Below are 20,602 nucleotides of genomic sequence, written 5' to 3'. Positions count from 1 at the left end.
TTCATGAATTGCCCCTACAACACAGGTCTATTTACCATCAATGAAAAACCTGAAACCAGATGTTTACCTTAACGCACACCATAAGTACTTTGTACAGTGCGTATGTCCTATTATTGTTGAGGTTAGCCATGAAATTCCGTAATTTGGTGTTAAAGCTGCATAGTTCTATTGGCATTGTGATGGGATTGCTATTAATGGTGATTAGTTTTAGTGGTGCCAGCATCGTTTTCCATCAGGAACTCGATCGCACACTCAATCGATCGCTGTGGTCAGTTACTCCCGAAGGAACACAAATATCGCCGGATTTAATGCTGGCCACTGTTCAGAAAGATTTTCCCAACTTTTCTGTGCAGTCTATTCGCTGGCCGCAAAAGCCAGATGAAAGCTATCTTTTACAGGTGAAAGCAAAAGATGGTAAAGAGTTACAAACCTTTGTCAACCCCTACACAGGCGAGGTTTTGGGTTCAAGAGTTTGGGAGCGATCGCTTATTGGCTTTTTGTACGTCTTGCATCACGATTTATTTGTGGGCAAAGTAGGGATGATTATCGTCGGTATTACAGGGGTTTTACTCCTGCTAATGGCAATTACTGGAGCAATTTTGTGGACTGGTTGGCGAAATCTGACAAGAGGTTTTAAAGTTCGCTGGAATGCTCCTCTGCCTTTAGTTAGTTACGATATCCATAACGTTGGTGGTATTGTCTCCAATTTTTTCTTGCTAATTATTTCGTTCACGGGTGTATTGATTGCCATCGTCCACTTTTTGCCGATGTTTAATCAACCGGTGCAAGTGCAAGCTGCACCCCAACAACCACCAGTTGCATTCAGCAAACTGTTGCGTAAAGCTGATATGGCTATCCCTGATGGTAAAACAACCTACGTGAGCTTTTCTGAAGCACAACCACAGAATCTGACGTTCACAAAGAAGTTACCTAATCAACAAACAGGTTACTTTAACTTCAGTAGCGTTGAACTGAATCGTTACACAGGTGAAGTTTTACAAGTTAAAAAAGTCAGTAAACCTAAAGATGCAATGTCTAAGATGCTGATTATCCTTGCAGATTTTCACTTCGGCATCTTCGGTGGACTACCTACTCGCATCCTCTATATGCTTATCGGCTTAATGCCCACTGTTTTATTAATCACTGGGATGATTGCCTGGGTTGGACTACGCCAAGGCTGATGGCAAAACAAGGCTAGGTATTCTGTCAAGCTAGTAATGAAAAGTTTGTAGTAAGCACTTTAGTGCTTAGAAAATAAGGAGTGAAGTCCCTACTACGAACTTTCTTACCCATCAATTTAAACTTGACAGACTAAGCTGTCGCGTATTTAATTTGCACAACCAGGGCGGGCAAGATGCCCACCCCACAAGAGTAATTTCTGGGCACGGATGCGATCGCAATCCCCAAAATAGAAAAGCCTGCCTGAACTGATTTGCGTTCGAGGTTACGGCAAATAATCCGACCGGCTGGCGATAAAAAGCGTCCAATACCCAGGCGCTCAATGATTGATGGTCGAAACTTAGCTGGTGGCTCTGGTCGCATAGCTTCGGCAGGGGGTAAGGAAATAGCTTTGCGAACAGATCCAAAGCCTCCTAAACAAGCTGCGCCAACACTGATGCAAATAACTGCGATCGCTAAATCTGTTTGTTGTTCTCCACCTGATAATTGAGATGGGAAATGGTCGAGGCGATCGCCTAAATCTACCAATTCTAGAGCTTCCCTCGGACGCATGGGATGAGCAGCAATCTCTGTAACTAGAGAAACATTTTCCCGCGCCGTTAGGCTGGGTATCAGGTTGTAAAATTGGAAGACAAAGCCGATACAATCGCGCCGAAAACGAGTCAAGACTTTCTCGTTAGCATTGGTCAGGTTGCGATCGCGAAAATACACACTGCCACTTGAGGGCACGTCTAGTCCTCCCAAGATATTCAGTAAGGTTGACTTCCCACTGCCAGAAGAACCTAGTATGACCATAAACTCTTTTTCATCAAGGTCGAGGTCTATGGAGCGGAGGGCTTGCACCTCTACTTCTCCCATCCGGTACTTTTTAGTCACTTCACGCACCTGAAATAGTGGTGGTTGTCTGACTGTCACTTAAAAAACTCCAAATCGAATTGAGTCAACGACTGGGTAGATTGCTCATTGTCTTGGGCGGGGCTTGTTAGTGCTGAAGACAATAGGCAACAGAAATATCTTGAATTTACAGATAAACGATAAAAATTATCATTTATTTTCAGTAGTATACTTAAACTTGCGGTGTTTGTGAAGCATGATGCTGTGCAAAGCAAGGAAACTTCAGAATTTGGGAGTTGTAGCTCATCTTTTAGCACTGGACAAAACCCAGGTTAGCGATCGCTCTACCCACCCTATTGATAATTAATTTCTATAATACCATCACTGCTACCATGTATTTAATTATATTCTTGCAAGCTAGAGATTGCTGAAACAGCCTATTTCTATACATTTTTGCTCGTCAAAGACGTTTTCCCAATACATAAAATCTTAAATTAGGGCTTGCTAAGAGATGATTTCTGTAATAAGCTACTCAAAGCTAATGAAAATAGTTCCTAATAAAAGTGAAATTTAGTTTTCAACATTAAAACTGATGCAAATAGTTCTCATTACTATTTAATGGCCAACTTGATATGAGAGCATATCGCAGGTAATTATAAGACTTACGCCAAACTACACGCGGTAGGGGCAATTCATGAATTGCCCCTACCGGAAACTCAAGATTTGGGCTATTTTTTGCGTAAGTCCTGAATTAAAAACTGCCCTAAATCCTGAAGTTTAAACCCATTGAGAAATTTTGCTTTATGGATACTCTAAAAGTGATGGAAACTATCAATAAAATACTTACTGATTTAGGTATTACTGAAGAGTTGCTTTATCCAGATGCTTTACTGCGTAAAGATTTACAGCTTGATTCCACTGAAACAGTAGAAGTATCCTTAGAACTCAAACGTCAGTTGGGAGTTAGTGTCAAACTTGAAGGTCGGCAAGATATGACGCTAGATCAATTTTGTCATCTGGTACAGACTGCAATGCTTGTAAGTCCAAATGAGTACAGCGCAACTATACCGAGAAGTTTGGGCTAGTCAATGGCTTCCCTCTTTTCTAGTAGAACTTTCAGTATTAAGGGTCTTGGTATTGACATCACACCCATCCAAAGAATTGCTAGACTCATTGACCGACACGATCGCAAAACCTTAAATTTAGTGTTTACTCTTGATGAGATCGACCGTTGTCAAGCAGCTAATGATCCCCACCAGCATTATGCAATCTGCTTTGCCACCAAAGAAGCCGTAGGTAAAGCCTTGGGAACCGGATTAGCCGGCATTGGCTGGAATGAAATTGAAGTAGATATCATACACACCAAATTAATTATTCATTTGCAAGGAGAAGCAAGTATCCAAGCAAAACAACAAGGCATCAGAGAATTCTTAGCTACTTGGTGCTATTGGGATCAACACGTACTAGTTCAAGTCCTCGCTCAGTAAAGCATATCAGCCTCACAGGAAAATTTGGATGGGTAGTATTTCAGAAAGATTACCAGAGGTCTTTAACGTTGCAGCTTACTTCTTAGAAGGCAACTTAGTACAAGGACGTAGCGAGAAAACAGCCTTTTACTATCAAAGTGAGACATACACTTACGCCCAACTGAACAGCTATGTCCAACGCACAGCCAAACTACTTTCTCATCTCGATTTAGAGCGCGAAAATCGGATAGCCATTCTCTTGTCCGACACTCCGGAATTTGTATTTACTTTTTGGGGTGCTATCTGGCTAGGAGCTATACCAGTTCCGATTAATACTGCTTGTAGTTTGGATGAAATTCAGTATATTCTGCAAAATTCCCGCGCCAAGCTTTTAGTAACTACTCAAGAGTGGCAAAAGAAACTAGCTCCTATTCAGTCTCAGTTCTTACGCCATAAGCTGTTAGCAGATGGTGAAAATCCCTTAATTTCTCTACTCACTCAACAAGAGGAAACATTACCTTGCGCCGAAACCTCTCGTGATGAACCAGCTTTCTGGCTTTACACCTCTGGGAGTACAGGCCAGCCTAAAGGTGTGATTCATCTTCATCAAAGTATGGTGGTGTGTGCAGAGCAGTACGGTAAAACTATGCTGGGCTTGCATCAAGATGACATCATTTATTCAGTTGCCAAGATGCCCTTTGCCTACGGTTTAGGTAATACTCTCTATATGCCAATGGCTGTTGGTGCAGCATCTATACTATCTGATGCCAATAATGCTTTTGACATCATTGCTGATATCCATCACTATCGACCTACAGTCTTGTTTGGTATACCCAGCGCTTATGCAAGTATTCTCAGCGCAGATGATATTTCTCCTCTAGATGTTTCCTCTATACGTTTATGTGTATCAGCTGCTGAACAATTGCCTAAAAGTATCTGGCATAAATGGCTTTTGACTTACAATCATGAAATTTGTGAAGGTATTGGCACAACTGAATTTTTGCACATTTTTCTAAGTAATCAATTAGGAAAATGTAAACCAGGTAGTTCTGGTCATCCGGTTCCTGGTTACGATGTTCAGGTGATTGACGAAGATGGTTTTCCTTGTGGTGCTGGCAAGATTGGCGACCTCCAAGTAACTGGAGAAAGTCTCATGTTAGGGTACTGGAACCGACTGCAACAAACGCGAAAAGTTATCTATGGTAAGACGATGCGAACCGGAGATAAATATTTATGCGATGCAGAAGGATATTTCTGGTTTATGGGTCGTCAGGATGACCTTTTTAAGGTTAATGGTCAATGGCTATCACCTTTAGAAATTGAAGACATTTTGCATCAGCATCCGCAAATTTTTGAGGTAGCAGCAGTACCAGAGTCAAATAATGGAGAAGAGTTAATTCAGGTAGTTGTTTATGTCAGCCTCAAACCTGGAGAAAAGTCTTCGCCAGAAGTAGAGGATAGTATTCGGAAGTTTGCTAAACGGCGATTACCTCATTTTAAAGCTCCAAAAAAAGTTTACTTCTTAGAAAATTTACCACGCACCTCGACCGGTAAAATCAACCGCAAAGTATTAGGAAAAAATCATACTTTAGCGACAAAAACAATTGGTTAAACAATTATTTGCAAGGATAAAATAGATGGTAACAGAGTTAAAGACCGAAATAAAATATCAAGAAATATTTGTACCTGGACAAAGAGAACCCATCGTTATCTTAAAGAACCTGCTACAAGCTGGGATTATTACCAAATATGTCATGTATGAAGGGAAAAATGAAGTTCGGATTGCTGGTAATGAGTTATTTAGGGTAGCAGTAAATCAAGATTTTGTCTCCATTAACGGTTCAGGTAATTCTCACTGTGAGCCAGTCAGCGATCCTTTAAAGCAAGTAGAGAATTTACTTAAGTCTTTGAATATTGAAAATTGGACAGCTTATGGTTATGTAGCGTTTGATATAGCTCGTTTTTACTCTTCATACTCTAAAGCAATCCAGCAAGAACTGCTTTATTTTATGATTCCTGAAACGGAACTTCGTTGTACAGTAGAAGGAGTTCATATCAAAACTACTAAGTCATTAGAACAGATAAAAAATCAATTATTTATTGATAATCCACTGCCAAACTATACACCAGTATCTTTGGAATTGGACTTTAGCGATCGCGAAGATTATCAAAATCGTATTGAGACTCTGATCGAAGCAATTAAAGAAGGTGATTTGCACAAAGCGATAATTTCTCGCTCAGTCAAAATACCAGGTGATTTAGATGCCATCGGAACTTATGTTGTAGGAGCTAGAGCCAATAATGCAGCACGTTCTTATTGTTTAGATATCGGAGATGTGCGTGCAGTTGGCTTTAGTCCAGAAATTCTCATGGAAACCAATGGAGATGGGTATGTTGTCACTAATCCCCTAGCTGCAACTCGCCCTCGTAGTGAAAGTATAGAAGAAGATACACGCTTAACTGATGAATTATTTACTGATGCTAAAGAAGTTAAAGAACACTCACTCTCAGCCTGGTTAGCACAAAGTGAGATTGCTTCCTTGTGTTTACCAGAAACTGTACGTATTTTTGACTTTATGGAAGTTAAAAAGTACCGATGTGTACAACATCTATCATCACGAGTCGGTGGTAAACTCAAAATAGGAAATACTCTATGGGATGCATTGAAAGTATTGTTTCCCGGTATTACAGTCTCTGGTATTGATAAAGAAAAAGCTTTAGAATGGATTAATCGCTTAGAAGACGAGCCAAGAGGAATTTATGCTGGTGGTATTGGTTGGGTAGATAGTAATGGTTCATCAGATATTGCGATCGCTATTCGCTCAGTGTATCAATACGGAAGTACTATTCACTTAAATGCTGGCGCTGGTATTGTGGCTGAATCAGTTCCAGAAAAAGAGTATATCGAGTCTGTCAACAAAATGAATACAATGTTGACCAATTTAGTTTTGCAGTCTTAAACCAAGTTAATCTGATGTTTGCAATTGAGTCTGAAAGTTTACCTGTAAACCTGCTCACCTTTGAGCCTGATGCTCTCGAAGTCATTGGCCATAGTATTGATATCGTGGCTATAAGTTCTATTAAAAAACTTATAGAACGAGCAGGCAAGTCTTTTGAGATGCAATGGTTTACAGAACATGAGTTGAATGAATCTGGATTTGGTAACGATCGTATCCAGTATTTAGGCGGTCGTTTTTGCGTCAAAAAAGCTGTACTTCAAATCCTTGGGGTTGAATATAACCGAGATATTTACTGGCGGGATTTAGAAGTACAACGATTACCAACAGGTAAACCAGCAATTGTACTAAATGGCAAATGTCAAGAAATTGCAGAAGCGCTTGGGATTACCAAATGGTTAGTTAGCATCAGCCATGTATCATCTTATGCAACTGCGAGTGCGATCGCTCTTGGTTCTTAGAAGGAGGGAAAATTCTCTTCTCTCTGCGTTCTCTGCGCCTCCGTGGTTCGTTCATTTGGATAATTTATTTCCTGGAAGTCCCTAAGTAAAATCTATTCCCTTTTTGAAATGACTAACCTTCCAGTAGGTATTCGCGCACTTGCAGTTAGCTTTCCCGATATCATTCGGACAAATGAATACTGGCAAAACAAGTATCCCGACCTATTTACACAAACAAAACTCAGAAACCCAAAGAGGTCTAAATCTGATGACTTCACTACCGACAACAATGGGCTGGATATTTGGTCAATAGCAGTAGCACCATACTTATCAGATCCCTTTCGAGGTAACATTGAACGGCGAGTGCTTAGTTCTCAAGAGTCATCCCTAACGTTAGAATATCGCGCTGCCAAAGATGCTCTGGAGGCTGCAAAACTCGCTCCCAGTGAAGTCCAACTTATGATTGTCGCTTCGCTTTTCTCCGAACAAGTCGGGGCTGGAAATGCAACCTACTTAGCTGAACAATTAAAACTATGCTGTCCTGCATGGAATTTAGAGTCAACTTGCTCAAGTGCTTTAGTGGCACTTCAAAATGCTCAGGCTCTCGTACAAACTGGAACCTATCGTAACGTACTAGTAGTTATTTCCCAGATTGGATCTAATGCTGTAGATGAAGCAGACACACTCTCATGGTCAATGGGTGATGGTGCTGGAGCTTTTGTGGTTGATTTGCTTAAACCTAACCAGGGAATTCTGGGTACTAAAATTGTTAATACGATCGCCACACATGGCGCTTACTCATATAAACTGACAACAGATACACAAGGCAAGCCCCGAATTTCTACTCGCACGGGAAACAATGCCAATATGCTTGCAGAAACAGCAGTAGATTTTGTCCGTAACTGCTGCTACGGTGCAACTGCTGCTGCTGGTGTCACCCTTGATGATATTGACTTTTTTGCATTCAATACTCCTAGTGCTTGGTACGTCGATGTTTGTACACGAGCATTAGGTATCGATAAAGAGCGGACAATTAATCTCTACCCACGATATGCAAATATCGGGCCAGTAATTCCCATCGCTAATTTGTACCATGCAGCAGCAGAGGGAAAAATCAGCGAAAATAATTTAGTTCTGGTTTATACTAACGGTGCCGCAGCTACTGCCGCAGCAGTTGTTATGCGTTGGGGTGATGTGGCCCTTGGACAAGTTCCAGCCCCCCCAATTAGCGTTATATCTGAACCAACAACACAAGATCATCTTTTCCAAGAAAAAGTCTTCACTGCAACACAAACCGCTTTTTCAAAAGCAAAACTCTTGGCTGCTAAACCAGAGCAACAACAGCAAATGCTAGAAACTTATCTTCTGGAATGGTTAGCTACCTCACTACATTTACCTTTAGCCAGCCTTAATACTCAGCAGTCTACTGCTTCATTACTTGATTCTTTAATGGCTATTGAACTGAGGCGCAAAATAGAGGCTAATCTACAAGTGCAAGTACCTATAGATAAATTTTTAGTTAACAACATAGCTCAACTAGCCGAGCTATTACTGAACCAATTAACCTTAGCCAGCCTAACTGTATCAGAAGCGATCGCGTCTGCTGACCTCAATCTAAAAGAAAGAGAAAAATTGAGTTTATAAAAAAGTAAGTCTGATTTTCTTAATTACGAATTGGTATAAAATCATGAATTTGCGTTCACTTTTAACCACTCTCTCTGACAAAGGGGTAAAACTAGCTGCTAATGGAGATTTACTAGATGTTGATGCGCCCAAGGGAGTACTAACCTCAGAATTACGTAACTCATTAGTAGAACATAAATTAGAGATTCTGCGATTTTTGCAAGAAAACAGCATCAGTGGGAGTTTGACAGATTTACCGAAAATTGTACCAGCGCCAAGCGATCGCTACGAACCTTTTCCCCTGACTGATATGCAGCACGCCTTCTGGGTAGGACGCAGTGGGGTATTAGAACTTGGTAGTTTATCTAATCATGGTTACTACGAAATTGAAGGGTATGACCTGAATCTAGAACGATTGAACTGGGGACTACAACAATTAATTGAACGCCATGAGATGCTGCGGGCTATAGTTCTGCCAGAAGGTCAACAGCAGATTTTAGCCAAGGTTGCTTTGTATGAAATTCCGGTTGTGGATCTTAGAGGCAAAGATGAAGAAACAGTTAACCAAGAACTAGCAGCCATTCGCGATCGCCTTTCTCATCAAGTTCTACCAGCCCATCAGTGGCCTTTGTTTGAATTTTGTGTCACCCTTTTAGATCAAAAGCGTGTCCGGTTGCATGTTAGCTATGATTTGTTAGTTTTCGATGCTTGGAGTCTCTTTCGTTTATTTGAAGAGTGGTTTCAACTGTACCAAAATCCTGATGTGGCATTACCTCATCTAGAACTGTCTTTCCGCGATTATGTTTTGGCAGAACAACGCATAGAACAGACATTAATATATCAGCGATCGCAAGATTATTGGTACAGTCGTTTAGACCACTTACCTCCACCCCCAGACTTACCCTTAGCTAAAAACCCCCAAGAACTCAAACAGCCCCGGTGCAAGCGTTATCAAAGGCATCTGCATCCAGACGACTGGCAACAATTACAACAAAAGGCTGCTCAAGTTGGTTTAACTGCCTCTGGAGTTTTATTGGCGGCTTTTACCGAAATATTAACTCTTTGGAGCAAAAATTCTCAATTTACCTTGAATATTGCCCTATTTAATCGCTTGCCCCTCCATCCCCAAGTCCAGGACATTTTAGGAGATTTTACTTCTGCAACTTTATTAGCAATCGATAATTCCACACCGGCCGCTTTTACTGACCGCGCCCTCTCCCTCCAGCAGCAATTGTGGCAAGATTTAGAACACCGTTACTTTAGTGGAGTAAAAGTCACACGGGAATTAGCCCGCAAACACGGTACATATCCTATAGCCATGCCAGTTGTCTTCACTAGCACCCTTGGCTTAAATAAACTCAGTCAGGAAACTTTAACTTTCAGTCATTTTGGTGAATTAGTTTATGGCATCAGTCAAGCATCCCAAGTATGGATAGATATTCAAGTCTGGGAGGAAAAAGGGGTATTAACTTTTAACTGGGATGTAGTCGAAGAACTGTTTCCTGTCGGTTTGATTGAGGATATGTTTGAAGCATATTGTCGTTTTCTTCAACAACTATCTACTACAGAAACGGCATGGTTGGAAACAACGCGGCAATTAATTTCTCCGGCTCAATTAGCGCAACGAGATGCTGTCAACGCTACAACTGGGAAGGTTACGGACGAACTGTTGCACACTTTATTTACAGCACAAATACCAATGAGGGCAGAGAAACCTGCCGTGATTGCACCTCAACGCACCCTATCTTACCGGGAATTATCCCAACTAGCTAATCAAGTAGGCCATCGACTGCGACGCTTGGGAGTTCATCCTAATCAGCTAGTAGCGGTAGTCATGGAAAAGGGATGGGAGCAAGTTGTGGCTGTTCTGGGGATTTTAATGTCTGGATCTGCTTATGTTCCTATTGATCCTAAATTGCCGCGAGAGCGACGGGAATATTTATTAGAGAATAGTGAAGCTCAAGTAATCCTCACCCAGTCTTGGCTGCGGGAAGTATTAGACTTACCGACAAATATCGTCCAACTGTGTATTGAAGACCTAGCTAATGAACCCCAACAGCCGCTAGAGCCAATTCAAACCCCAGATGACTTAGCCTACTTGATCTATACCTCTGGTTCTACAGGTTTTCCCAAAGGAGTCATGATTAATCATCGTGGCGCAGTCAATACTATTCTTGACATCAATCAGCGCTTTGGTGTGAATGCTACGGATCGAGTATTTGCACTTTCATCCTTGAGCTTTGATTTGTCAGTTTATGACATTTTTGGCACCTTAGCTGCCGGGGGAACCATTGTCATACCTCAAGCGGCTCGCGATCGCGAACCGTCTCACTGGGCACAATTATGCCAGCAGCACCATATCACCCTTTGGAACTCAGTACCCGCACTGATGCAGATGATGGTAGATTACGCCATAAATCACCCTGAAGTTTTAGCGCCTCTACGATTAGTCTTGCTGAGTGGAGATTGGCTTCCTCTCTCTTTACCTACTCAAATTCAAGCTTTTAGCCCAGATATCCAAGTTATTAGCTTAGGTGGTGCCACCGAAGCCTCTATCTGGTCAATTCTTTATCCTATAGAGACGGTTGATTCCACTTGGAAAAGTATTCCTTATGGTTATCCAATGATTAACCAGCATTTTCATGTCCTCAATGCCACACTAGAACCTTGTCCTGTGTGGGTCACTGGACAACTTTACATTGGCGGCGTGGGACTAGCTCGTGGTTACTGGCGACAAGACGAAAAAACAGCAACGAATTTTCTGACTCACCCTAGTACAGGTGAGAGATTGTACAGAACAGGGGATTTAGGTCGTTACCTACCAAATGGCACTATTGAATTTTTAGGTCGAGAAGATTCCCAAGTCAAGATAGGTGGATACCGGATTGAACTGGGTGAAATTGAAGCTGTATTAGTGCAAAACCCTGCCGTGCGTGCGGCTGTTGTCACTGTCGTCGGGGAAACGCCTAGCGATCGCCGATTGATTGCTTATGTGGTTCTACACTATACAATTTCGAGTAACGAATTACCCCATTTGATGCGCGAGCAATTGCCAGAATATATGATACCATCCGCCTTCATAATTCTAGATACTTTCCCCCTATCAGGTAATGGTAAGGTAGACCGCCGCAGCCTGCCGCAGCCAGAAAATTTACCGGCCAACTGGAAAGAGAATTATGTAGCTCCTCAAACTGATATTGAGCAAAGAATTGCTACCCTTTGGCAAGAGGTTTTAAACATAGAAAATGTGGGAGTTAATCATAATTTTTTTGAACTTGGTGGTAACTCATTATTAATTATAAAGATTTTCAATAAACTCACAATGATTTTGCCAGATCATGTAGAATTTATATCATTAGTGGATTTGTTTAAATATCCCACAATTAAGTCTTTAGCTAAGTATTGCAATCAAGTTCAACAAAGCGCATTATCAGAGCAGCAAACTGCTAAATTAAAAAAACAACTTCAAGACGGTAAAAGTCGTCTCCAACAAAGATTAAACAAATCAAAAGTGGCTAATTTGTAAATCTACTGGATTGATTTTTAGGGATTGAACTTACCTAAATATGCCTGAATCTGAACTGAGTATAAAAGTAAGTAAAAAAATAGTTTAACAAGAGATAGCAAAGCCATGAAATCTGAGCAAAACGGCTTAGAAGTAGCAATAATAGGTCTTGCCGGACGTTTTCCAGGCAGCAAAAACATTGAGGAATTTTGGCAAAACTTGAGCCAAGGCATTGAGTTTTCTTCAGTCTTACAAGATTCCAAAACTACAGACCCAGATGTAGAGTCTGCCGCAGCCAATCAAAGTATTAAAGCGGCTGCTTTACTAGAAAATATTGAGGAATTTGATGCTGCATTTTTCGGCTTTAATCCCAGAGAAGCTGAAATTATGGACCCTCAGCAGCGTCTTTTTTTAGAATGTGCTTGGGAGGCACTAGAAAATGCCGGCTATGACTCGGAACGGGAAGAAAGATCCATTGGGGTTTATGCCGGAGTCGGAACAAGTACTTACTTACTGTACAATCTTTTTCCCAACAACTTGAAGCAGTCAATGGGATATTTTCCCATTCTCTTAGCCTCCGATAAAGATTATGCTCCTACCCGGGTTTCCTATAAATTAAATCTCAAAGGACCTAGTGTTTGTGTTGGCACAGCCTGTTCGAGTTCGTTAGTGGCCGCGCATTTCGCCTATCAAAGTTTGCTGAGTGGTGAGTGCGATATGGCTTTAGCAGCCGGGGTTTCGATTAAAGCGCCCCAAACCGTAGAGACATTATGTCCCGAAGGTATTGCTGCCGATGGACACTGTAGAGCTTTTGATGCCCAAGCCCAGGGTACGATTGGCGGCAATGGCGTTGGAGTTGTAGTTCTCAAACGACTGGAAGATGCGATCGCCGATCAAGACTATATTTATGGAGTGATCAAAGGTTCAGCCATCAACAATGATGGGGCTGTAAAAGTCAGCTACACCGCACCGAGCCAAGATGCACAAGCTAGGGTAATTCGTGCTGCTCAAGTTATGGCGGAAGTAGAGCCAGAAACCATTAGCTATATAGAAGCTCATGGAACTGGCACACCAATGGGCGATCCCATTGAAATTGCCGCCCTCACCCAAGCATTTGCCACAGACAAAAAAGGCTACTGTGCCATTGGCTCAGTCAAAACCAATATTGGGCATTTAGATGCAGCCGCAGGTATTGCAGGCTTAATCAAAACCATTCTGGCACTAGATCGTCAAACCATACCAGCCAGCCTAAATTTCGCCACCCCAAACCCTCAGATCGATTTTGCTAATAGTCCATTTTATGTCAATCATCAGCTAGCAGAATGGAAAACCGACAGCTTACCCCGTCGGGCTGGAGTGAGTTCTTTTGGATTTGGTGGGACAAACGCCCATATAATTCTCGAAGAAGCTCCCCCGGTGGCAACATCTGCACCCTCTCGCCCTTGGCAGTTGCTGATGGTATCTACCAAAACCAACTCAGCCTTAAAGACAACAACAGCCAACTTAGTCCAGTACTTACAACAGCATTCCCAACTGAATTTAGCCGATGTCGCTTACACCTTGCAAATAGGGCGGAGAGAGTTTGAGCATAGGCAGATAGTGGTTTGCCAAGATGTGGAAGATGCCATAGTTGCCCTCAAAGATACTAAACGAGTTCTCACTAGCGTCGCAACGACGAGCGATCGCCCCGTTGCCTTCATGTTTACGGGATTGGGTACACAATACGTCAACATGACCGAGGAACTTTACCAACTAGAGCCGACATTTCAAAAAACAGTTGCTCAATGTTGTGAAATCCTCAAACCCCTGCTAAATCTTGACTTAAGAGATGTCATTTATCCCAAAAATTCTTCACAACCTAATCTAAACGGCGCATCTCAACCGGGTTTCGATTTGCGTAAAATGCTTGGACGTACTGTTGAACAACCCGATGCCGCAGCCGAAAAACTTAATCAAACTTATCTCACCCAACCAGCTATTTTTGTCATCGAATATGCTTTAGCTCAGTTGTGGATTTCTTGGGGAATTCGTCCTGTAGCTATGATTGGCTATAGCATTGGGGAATATGTCGCAGCTACTTTAGCCGGGGTATTATCTTTAGAAGATGCCCTAACTCTAGTGGCTAAAAGAGCGCAAATGATTCAAGAGTTGCCAAATGGGGCAATGCTGGCTGTACCTCTTTCGGAATCAGAAGTACGTCCTTTCTTGAATGAAAAACTTTCCCTATCAGCCATCAATGGGGCAAAACTCTGCGTTGTAGCTGGAGATGTTGATGCAATCGATGAATTAGCTGGTCTATTGACTGAGAAAGGTTTAGCATGTCGGCGTTTGCAAACTTCCCATGCTTTCCATTCTTACATGATGGAAGCGATCGCAGATCCATTCACCGAGTTAGTCAAAACCGTAAAGCGCCAGCCTCCGCAAATCCCCTATCTGTCTAATGTCACAGGTACATGGATTACAGCCGACCAAGCAACCGATGCCAGCTATTGGACAAAGCATCTGTGTCAGCCTGTGCGCTTTGGTGAAGGGGTGAAACAATTATGGAAAAAGCAGAATCCCATTTTATTGGAAGTCGGGGCGGGACAAACTTTGAGTAGCCTCGCTTTGCAATATTTAGAGAGCGAGCAGGTTGTAGATAAAGTTGTGCTTCCATCTCTGCGTTATTCCTACGAGCAACAATCAGATTTAGCATTCTTGCTCAACACTTTAGGACAACTGTGGCTCTCAGGAGTCGAGATAGACTGGTCAGCATTTTACGCACATGAGCGTCGTCGTCGGATTCCTTTACCAACTTATCCCTTTGAGCGCCAACGTTACTGGATTGACACAATAAAACCCTCAGAAGATGCGAGTCAAGTGCAGCAAGTTTCATCGGGTAAAAAGCCTGACATTGCAGACTGGTTTTACATCCCATCATGGAAACGTTCAATGTTGCCACCTGTAGTATTAAAGCAGCAGGCAAATCAACAGGAATCTTATTTGATCTTTATTGATGAGAGCAACTTGGGTGAGCAAATAGCTCAAAGACTGAAACTAGAGGGTCAAAATGTGATTACCGTCAGAGTTGGAGAGCAATTTGCAGTAGATGAAAAGCAGTATGCATATACAATTAATCCTCGACAACCAAATGACTACCACAACCTGTTTCAGGAGCTTTCCGCCTTAAATTTCACACCAAAAACCATTGTTCATTTATGGGGTGTTACGCCGCTCAATGAAACAATCTTAGGAGTAGATGAAGTTGACCAAGCTCAAGATGTGGGATTTTACAGCTTGCTATTTATAGCTCAGGTTCTGGATCAACAGAATTGGACTAAACAGTTGCAAATCATGTTAATCTCTAACAATATGCAGTATGTAACAGGAGACGAAATACTTTCCCCACAGAAAGCAACTGTATTAGGAGCTTGTAAGGTCATTCCGCAAGAATACCCAAATATTAGCTGTCGTAGTATTGATGTTGTACTTCCCTGTGGAACAGTTGATAAACTTGTAGATAGCTTGCTCAAAGAAATCTCTACGCCATCCACAAATCAAGTTATTGCCTATCGCAATCATCATCGCTGGGTACAACATTTTGAGCAAATCCAGTGGGATGTAGCAACTGTAACACCACAATTGCGAGATGGAGGAGTTTATTTAATTACAGGTGGCTTAGGAAAATTAGGACTCCTTTTTGCAGAATATTTAGCAAAAACTGTCAAGGCGAAACTAATCTTAACAGGACGTTCAGTCTTACCCAACCGTGATGACTGGTCAAATAGTCTGTTAGAAAAAGTGTTAAAATTAGAAGCACTGGGTGCTGAAGTTTTAGTTGTTGGCGCTGATTCCACCAACCATGAACAAATGCAAAGTGCGATCGCCCAAGCCGAAGCAAGGTTTGGTAAAATCAACGGTGTCATCCACGCTGCCGCAATTACTGACAAAGTATGTATTATTGAACTAACAACTAAGACAGAGTGTGAGCAGCAATTTGCAGCTAAAGTACACGGACTTTTAGTCCTGGCAAAAGTTTTAGAATCTAAAGAGTTAGATTTTTGCTTGTTGATGTCTTCTTTATCCTCAGTTTTAGGAGGACGAGGACTGATAGCTTATTCAGCAGCAAATCTCTTCATGGATGCTTTTGTTCACCAACACAATCAAACTAGTTCTGTTCGTTGGATTAGCGTAAATTGGGGTATTTGGCAAGTTGGGAAAAATCAACAAAAATTTTTATCGGTTGATGCCAGTTTAGCTGAATTTATCCTGACACCAGAGGAAGGTATCGATGTCCTTGAACGGGTTTTGTCTTGGAATGAATTAAATCAGGTATTTGTCTCTAGTGGAAATCTCACCACTAGGTTAGAAGAACCAACTAGATTAAAGTCCGTAAAACAGAAAGCAAATATCCCAGAAGATCATATCTCTTCTGTCCGTCCAAGACCAATTTTAAAGAATGAGTACATTGCTCCTACTAACGAAATCGAAAATAAGATTGCTGAAAGCTTTCAAAAGTTTTTAGGTTTTGAGCAAGTGGGGATTTATGATAGCTTCTTTGCTTTAGGAGGAGACTCATTAACAGCAAGTGTAATGATTAACCAATTGCGTGACGACTTCCAAATAAAAGTACCCCTTCGTACACTCTTTCAAGCCCCTACTGTTGCTCAACTATCTATGGTTGTCGAAAAAATTATTCTAGAGGAATTAGAAGAATTAACTGATGAAGAAGTCGAATCAAATTTAGAAAAAGTTGGGTAATACGTGATTAAGAAATTCAAATTGGATTTGGGTTTCTAGGTTTGAATCTGTTGCTGGATTTTAAAGAAGTGGTATGAAGATAAATATGGCAGTTACGGAAAAATTGGCTTGGCTCTTGTAGAATGCCGTGACGATGTATTTCTTGCGACCTAAGTCCAGAGGTCGTAGGGGCGGGTTTAGGGAGATATTCATGAATGATTGAGCATATCTGTAAACCCGCCCCTACTGCTTGTGAGAAATGTGGGTAAAGCGCTCACTACAAACCAAGTATTAATGAACCACATCTTTTTTATCTCACGCAGAGAGAAATACAAGAGTTTGGTCTACATGAAAACTGCTGTAATTATTCAGTAAGGGAAAATAATATTCATGTCTTTAGAGCAAGATATTTTAAAAATAAAGTCTCAACTTTCACCAGCAAAACAAGCATTGTTGGCAAAACGTTTGCAAGGTAAAGTTGAATCTGACCAAAAATTCAATGTTGTACCTCGACGAGGGACAATTTCCCCTGTTCCTTTATCTTTTGCTCAACAGCGTCTTTGGTTTCTCCATAAGTTGAACCCCGACAGCGCTTTCTACAATGAACATGCAGCTATCCAATTCCAGGGTGTGCTTGACATAGGCATACTAGAACAATGTTTACAAGAACTTGTAAGCCGTCATGAGTCTTTGCGTACTACCTTCGATACAATTGCGGGACAACCAGTACAAGTTATTGCCGCTTCTATGGATGTACCTCTATCTGTAGTCAACTTGAGTGAGTTACCCCAAGCTGTACAGAAACTTGAAATCTTACGGTTGTCAGCCGAACATCGCCTACCCTCCTTCAACTTTGTTCAAGGCCCTCTGCTGCGATGGATGCTTGTACAGCTAGGGAAACAGGATTATCTGTTAGTACTCACCATGCACCACATTATTATTGATGGTTGGTCGTTGGGTGTAATGTTTCGGGAATTGGCAGCATTATATACAGCTTTTTCTCAAGGTAAACCTTCTCCACTCCTGGAATTGCCTCTTCAGTATGCAGATTTTGCGCTTTGGCAACGGGAGTGGTTACAGGGAGAAGTGCTAGAGTCTCAGCTGACTTATTGGAAACAGCAGTTAAGTAATTATCCACCTGTACTACAGTTGCCAACAGATTATCCTCGGCCATCAGTGCAAAGCTTTCGTGGTGCTAGGCAACACTTTTCTCTGGACGCTAACCTGACTCAAGCCCTCAAGGATCTGAGCAAACAGGAAAATCTCACTCTCTTCATTACTTTGCTAGCAGCCTTCAAAACACTGCTGTACCGCTATACTTCGGTTGAGAAAATTGTCATTGGTTCACCCATTGCCAATCGTAACCAAGACAAAAATACAGAAGGCATCGTGGGATTTTTTGCCAACACGATCGCTATGCAAACAGACTTTTCTGGTAATCCCACTTTTCGGGAACTCTTAAGTCGGGTACGTCAAATGGTATTAGAGGCGCAGACTTATCAAGATTTGCCCTTTGAACAACTCGTCAAGGAACTACAACCACATCAAGACTTAAGCCATTCACCTATATTCCAAGTAGTGTTTATCCTGCAAAATGAGTTGACATCAGCATTGTCGGCTTTAAAGTCGTTGGGCTTGAATACCAGTCTTTGGGAAACTGACACAAGTACAGCCAAGTTTGATTTAACTCTCGCTGTAACAGAGACATCTGGGAAATTAATCGGCGCTTGGGAGTACAACACCGATTTATTCGCACCAAATACGATCGCTAGAATGGCAAATCATTTCCAAACTTTATTAGCAGCGATCGTCCTTAATCCCGATCAACACTTGCATAATTTGCCACTGTTAACCATGCAAGAAAAACAGCAGTTTTTAGAGTGGAATCATACTCAACTAAATTACTCCAAAGATTTGTGTATTCATCAGCTGTTTGAACAGCAGGTACAAAAAACACCAAATGCTGTAGCAGTGGTGTTTAAGGGTGAGCAACTAACATATCGAGAACTGAATAGCCGCGCTAACCAATTAGCACATCATTTGCAAATGCTAGGGGTTGAGCCAGAGGTACTGGTGGGTATCTGTGTTGAACGCTCCCTAGAGATGATCGTAGGACTCTTGGGTATTCTGAAAGCTGGTGGTGCTTATGTACCCTTAGACTCAGCTTATCCCCAAGAGCGCCTAGCCAATATGTTGTCTGATTCACAGGTAAAGGTGCTATTAACTACAGAGAAGTTAGCAGCAAAGTTACTTAAGCATAAAGCATCTGTAGTCTACTTAGATACAGACTCGAAACTTATTAGCCAACAAAACCAATACAACCCAATTACAAATACCAAACCAACAAACCTCGCCTATGTCCTCTACACCTCCGGTTCTACAGGTAAACCAAAAGGAGTAACGGTAGAACACCGCAGCACGATTAACTTTTTACACTGGGCACGAGAAGTATATACTTCAGAGCAACTTGCTGGTGTCCTTGCCTGCACTTCTATTAACTTTGACCTTTCGGTATTTGAACTGTTTGTACCCTTGTGTTGGGGTGGGCGAGTTATTTTAGCTGAAAACGCTTTATATTTACCGACCTTACCTGCCGATTTGAATGTTACTTTACTGAATACAGTGCCTTCAGTAATTGCTGAATTACTAAAAATTAATGGCATACCAGATGGAGTCAAGACAATTAACTTAGCTGGCGAACCTCTTCCTCATCAATTGGTACAACAACTATACCAAGATCACCCAAGCATAAAAGTATTCAATCTCTATGGTCCCACAGAAGCAACCACCTATTCTACATTTACCTTGGTGCCATTCGGGTTAAGCAAAGCACCAAATATCGGTCGTCCTATTGCCAACACGCAAGTTTATATTTTAGACTTCCATCTGCAACCAGTATCTATTGGGGTTGTGGGTGAATTGTATATTGGCGGTGCTGGACTAGCACGAGATTATCTCCATCGTCCAGAGTTGACAGCAGATAAATTTATTCGTAATCCCTTTAGCGATAAATTAGGAGATCGTCTTTACAAAACTGGCGATCGCGCCCGTTATCTACCTGATGGTAATATTGAGTTTCTCGGTCGTATCGATCATCAAGTTAAGATTCGCGGTTATCGCATTGAACTTGGAGAAATTGAAGCCGTACTCCTGACTCATCCAAAAATCAAAGAAACTGTGGTCTTAGCTAAAGAAGACCAACTCGCCGACAAGCGTTTATTAGCTTACGTTGTCGCCGACCAAAAAACAAGTGAAATTTTCAATCAGGAAAAAGTTTTAACTATAAGTGAACTCCGAAACTTTCTCCAAGAAAAGCTACCTGAATATATGATGCCATCAGCTTTCGTGTTCTTAGAAAGAATGCCACTAACGCCCAACGGTAAAATCGACCATCGGGCTTTGCCTGTACCAGAAAGTCGTCAGTTGGAAATACCATATATCAGACCCCAAACTAAAGTAGAGCAACTTATTACTAATATTTGGCAACAATTATTGCAAATAGAAAAGGTGGGAGTTGAGGATAATTTCTTTCATCTAGGAGGACATTCATTACTCATTGTCAAATTACAAGTAGAATTAAATGAAATTTTTGATAAAGAAATACCTATTATAGAATTATTTAAATATCCAACTATCAAGTCTTTAGCTGAGTATTTAACTGAAAATAATAATGAGTCCACTTATTCTCAGCAAGCATACGAAAAAGCGGAGAATCGCAACTCTCGCAAAGCTATGACAATCCAAAAAAGACAACTCAGGCAAAAACATCGAGCAAATAATCCTTAAAATTACGTGATTTTGATGAACCTCTCCCTCCCAGCCTCCCTCTCCGAAACGGAAAAGGAGGAGCAAGAAAAATTAAGCTTTTTACTCCCCTCT

General features: G+C 41.5%; 11 protein-coding genes. 10 read left to right on the top strand and 1 reads right to left on the bottom strand.

Translation table 11 applies throughout. The features are described 5' to 3' along the window. The first annotated feature begins 128 nt into the window (after window positions 1-128). The gene (locus V7K98_RS13395; RefSeq protein ID WP_335022488.1) at window positions 129-1,181 is read left to right on the top strand and encodes a PepSY-associated TM helix domain-containing protein; all 1,053 of its coding nucleotides are present in this window, start codon (window positions 129-131) and stop codon (window positions 1,179-1,181) included. A gap of 130 nt (window positions 1,182-1,311) precedes the next feature. Here V7K98_RS13395 and V7K98_RS13390 read toward each other — a convergent pair whose 3' ends face one another. Then, window positions 1,312-2,094, bottom strand: coding sequence for an ABC transporter ATP-binding protein (locus V7K98_RS13390; RefSeq protein WP_335022486.1), 783 nt, complete (start codon window positions 2,092-2,094; stop codon window positions 1,312-1,314). Between the two features lie 722 nt (window positions 2,095-2,816). Here V7K98_RS13390 and V7K98_RS13385 point away from each other — a divergent pair. The 9 genes from V7K98_RS13385 (at window position 2,817) to V7K98_RS13345 (ending at window position 20,509) form a co-directional block, all read left to right on the top strand. Continuing rightward, on the top strand, window positions 2,817-3,098 hold the full coding sequence (locus V7K98_RS13385) for an acyl carrier protein (RefSeq protein WP_335022485.1): 282 nt from the start codon (window positions 2,817-2,819) through the stop codon (window positions 3,096-3,098). Window positions 3,099-3,101: 3 nt separating this feature from the next. After that, the gene (locus V7K98_RS13380; protein ID WP_335022483.1) at window positions 3,102-3,500 is read left to right on the top strand and encodes a holo-ACP synthase; all 399 of its coding nucleotides are present in this window, start codon (window positions 3,102-3,104) and stop codon (window positions 3,498-3,500) included. 28 nt (window positions 3,501-3,528) lie between these two features. Next, on the top strand, window positions 3,529-5,091 hold the full coding sequence (locus tag V7K98_RS13375; protein WP_335022481.1) for a benzoate-CoA ligase family protein: 1,563 nt from the start codon (window positions 3,529-3,531) through the stop codon (window positions 5,089-5,091). A gap of 25 nt (window positions 5,092-5,116) precedes the next feature. Next, entirely contained in the window at window positions 5,117-6,439 is a 1,323-nt protein-coding gene (locus V7K98_RS13370; protein ID WP_335022479.1) for an anthranilate synthase component I family protein, read from the top strand. Between the two features lie 14 nt (window positions 6,440-6,453). After that, window positions 6,454-6,897 (top strand): holo-ACP synthase, encoded by a 444-nt coding sequence (gene acpS / locus V7K98_RS13365; protein ID WP_335022477.1) that lies wholly within the window; start codon window positions 6,454-6,456, stop codon window positions 6,895-6,897. 108 nt (window positions 6,898-7,005) lie between these two features. Further along, window positions 7,006-8,520, top strand: a complete 1,515-nt coding sequence (locus V7K98_RS13360; RefSeq protein ID WP_335022475.1) for a 3-oxoacyl-[acyl-carrier-protein] synthase III C-terminal domain-containing protein — start codon at window positions 7,006-7,008, stop codon at window positions 8,518-8,520. Window positions 8,521-8,563: 43 nt separating this feature from the next. After that, entirely contained in the window at window positions 8,564-12,025 is a 3,462-nt protein-coding gene (locus tag V7K98_RS13355) for a non-ribosomal peptide synthetase (RefSeq protein ID WP_335022473.1), read from the top strand. 105 nt (window positions 12,026-12,130) lie between these two features. Further along, window positions 12,131-16,744: a type I polyketide synthase gene (locus V7K98_RS13350; protein WP_335022471.1), complete on the top strand. Its 4,614-nt coding sequence runs from the start codon at window positions 12,131-12,133 to the stop codon at window positions 16,742-16,744. 369 nt (window positions 16,745-17,113) lie between these two features. Beyond that, window positions 17,114-20,509 (top strand): non-ribosomal peptide synthetase, encoded by a 3,396-nt coding sequence (locus tag V7K98_RS13345; protein ID WP_335022469.1) that lies wholly within the window; start codon window positions 17,114-17,116, stop codon window positions 20,507-20,509. Window positions 20,510-20,602 lie beyond the last annotated feature (93 nt).

Source organism: Nostoc sp., from assembly GCF_036917435.1.
GTDB lineage: Bacteria > Cyanobacteriota > Cyanobacteriia > Cyanobacteriales > Nostocaceae > Nostoc.
The sequence above is the reverse complement of the archived record's forward strand: the minus strand, read 5'-3'. Positions and strand labels throughout refer to the sequence as shown.

Bases quoted from the DNA above. Each gene is read 5' to 3' on its own strand.
- V7K98_RS13395 (WP_335022488.1), top strand. From the start codon at position 129: ATGAAATTCCGTAATTTGGTGTTAAAGCTGCATAGTTCTATTGGCATT.
- V7K98_RS13385 (WP_335022485.1), top strand. From the start codon at position 2,817: ATGGATACTCTAAAAGTGATGGAAACTATCAATAAAATACTTACTGAT.
- V7K98_RS13380 (WP_335022483.1), top strand. From the start codon at position 3,102: ATGGCTTCCCTCTTTTCTAGTAGAACTTTCAGTATTAAGGGTCTTGGT.
- V7K98_RS13375 (WP_335022481.1), top strand. From the start codon at position 3,529: ATGGGTAGTATTTCAGAAAGATTACCAGAGGTCTTTAACGTTGCAGCT.
- V7K98_RS13370 (WP_335022479.1), top strand. From the start codon at position 5,117: ATGGTAACAGAGTTAAAGACCGAAATAAAATATCAAGAAATATTTGTA.
- acpS (WP_335022477.1), top strand. From the start codon at position 6,454: ATGTTTGCAATTGAGTCTGAAAGTTTACCTGTAAACCTGCTCACCTTT.
- V7K98_RS13360 (WP_335022475.1), top strand. From the start codon at position 7,006: ATGACTAACCTTCCAGTAGGTATTCGCGCACTTGCAGTTAGCTTTCCC.
- V7K98_RS13355 (WP_335022473.1), top strand. From the start codon at position 8,564: ATGAATTTGCGTTCACTTTTAACCACTCTCTCTGACAAAGGGGTAAAA.
- V7K98_RS13350 (WP_335022471.1), top strand. From the start codon at position 12,131: ATGAAATCTGAGCAAAACGGCTTAGAAGTAGCAATAATAGGTCTTGCC.
- V7K98_RS13345 (WP_335022469.1), top strand. From the start codon at position 17,114: ATGTCTTTAGAGCAAGATATTTTAAAAATAAAGTCTCAACTTTCACCA.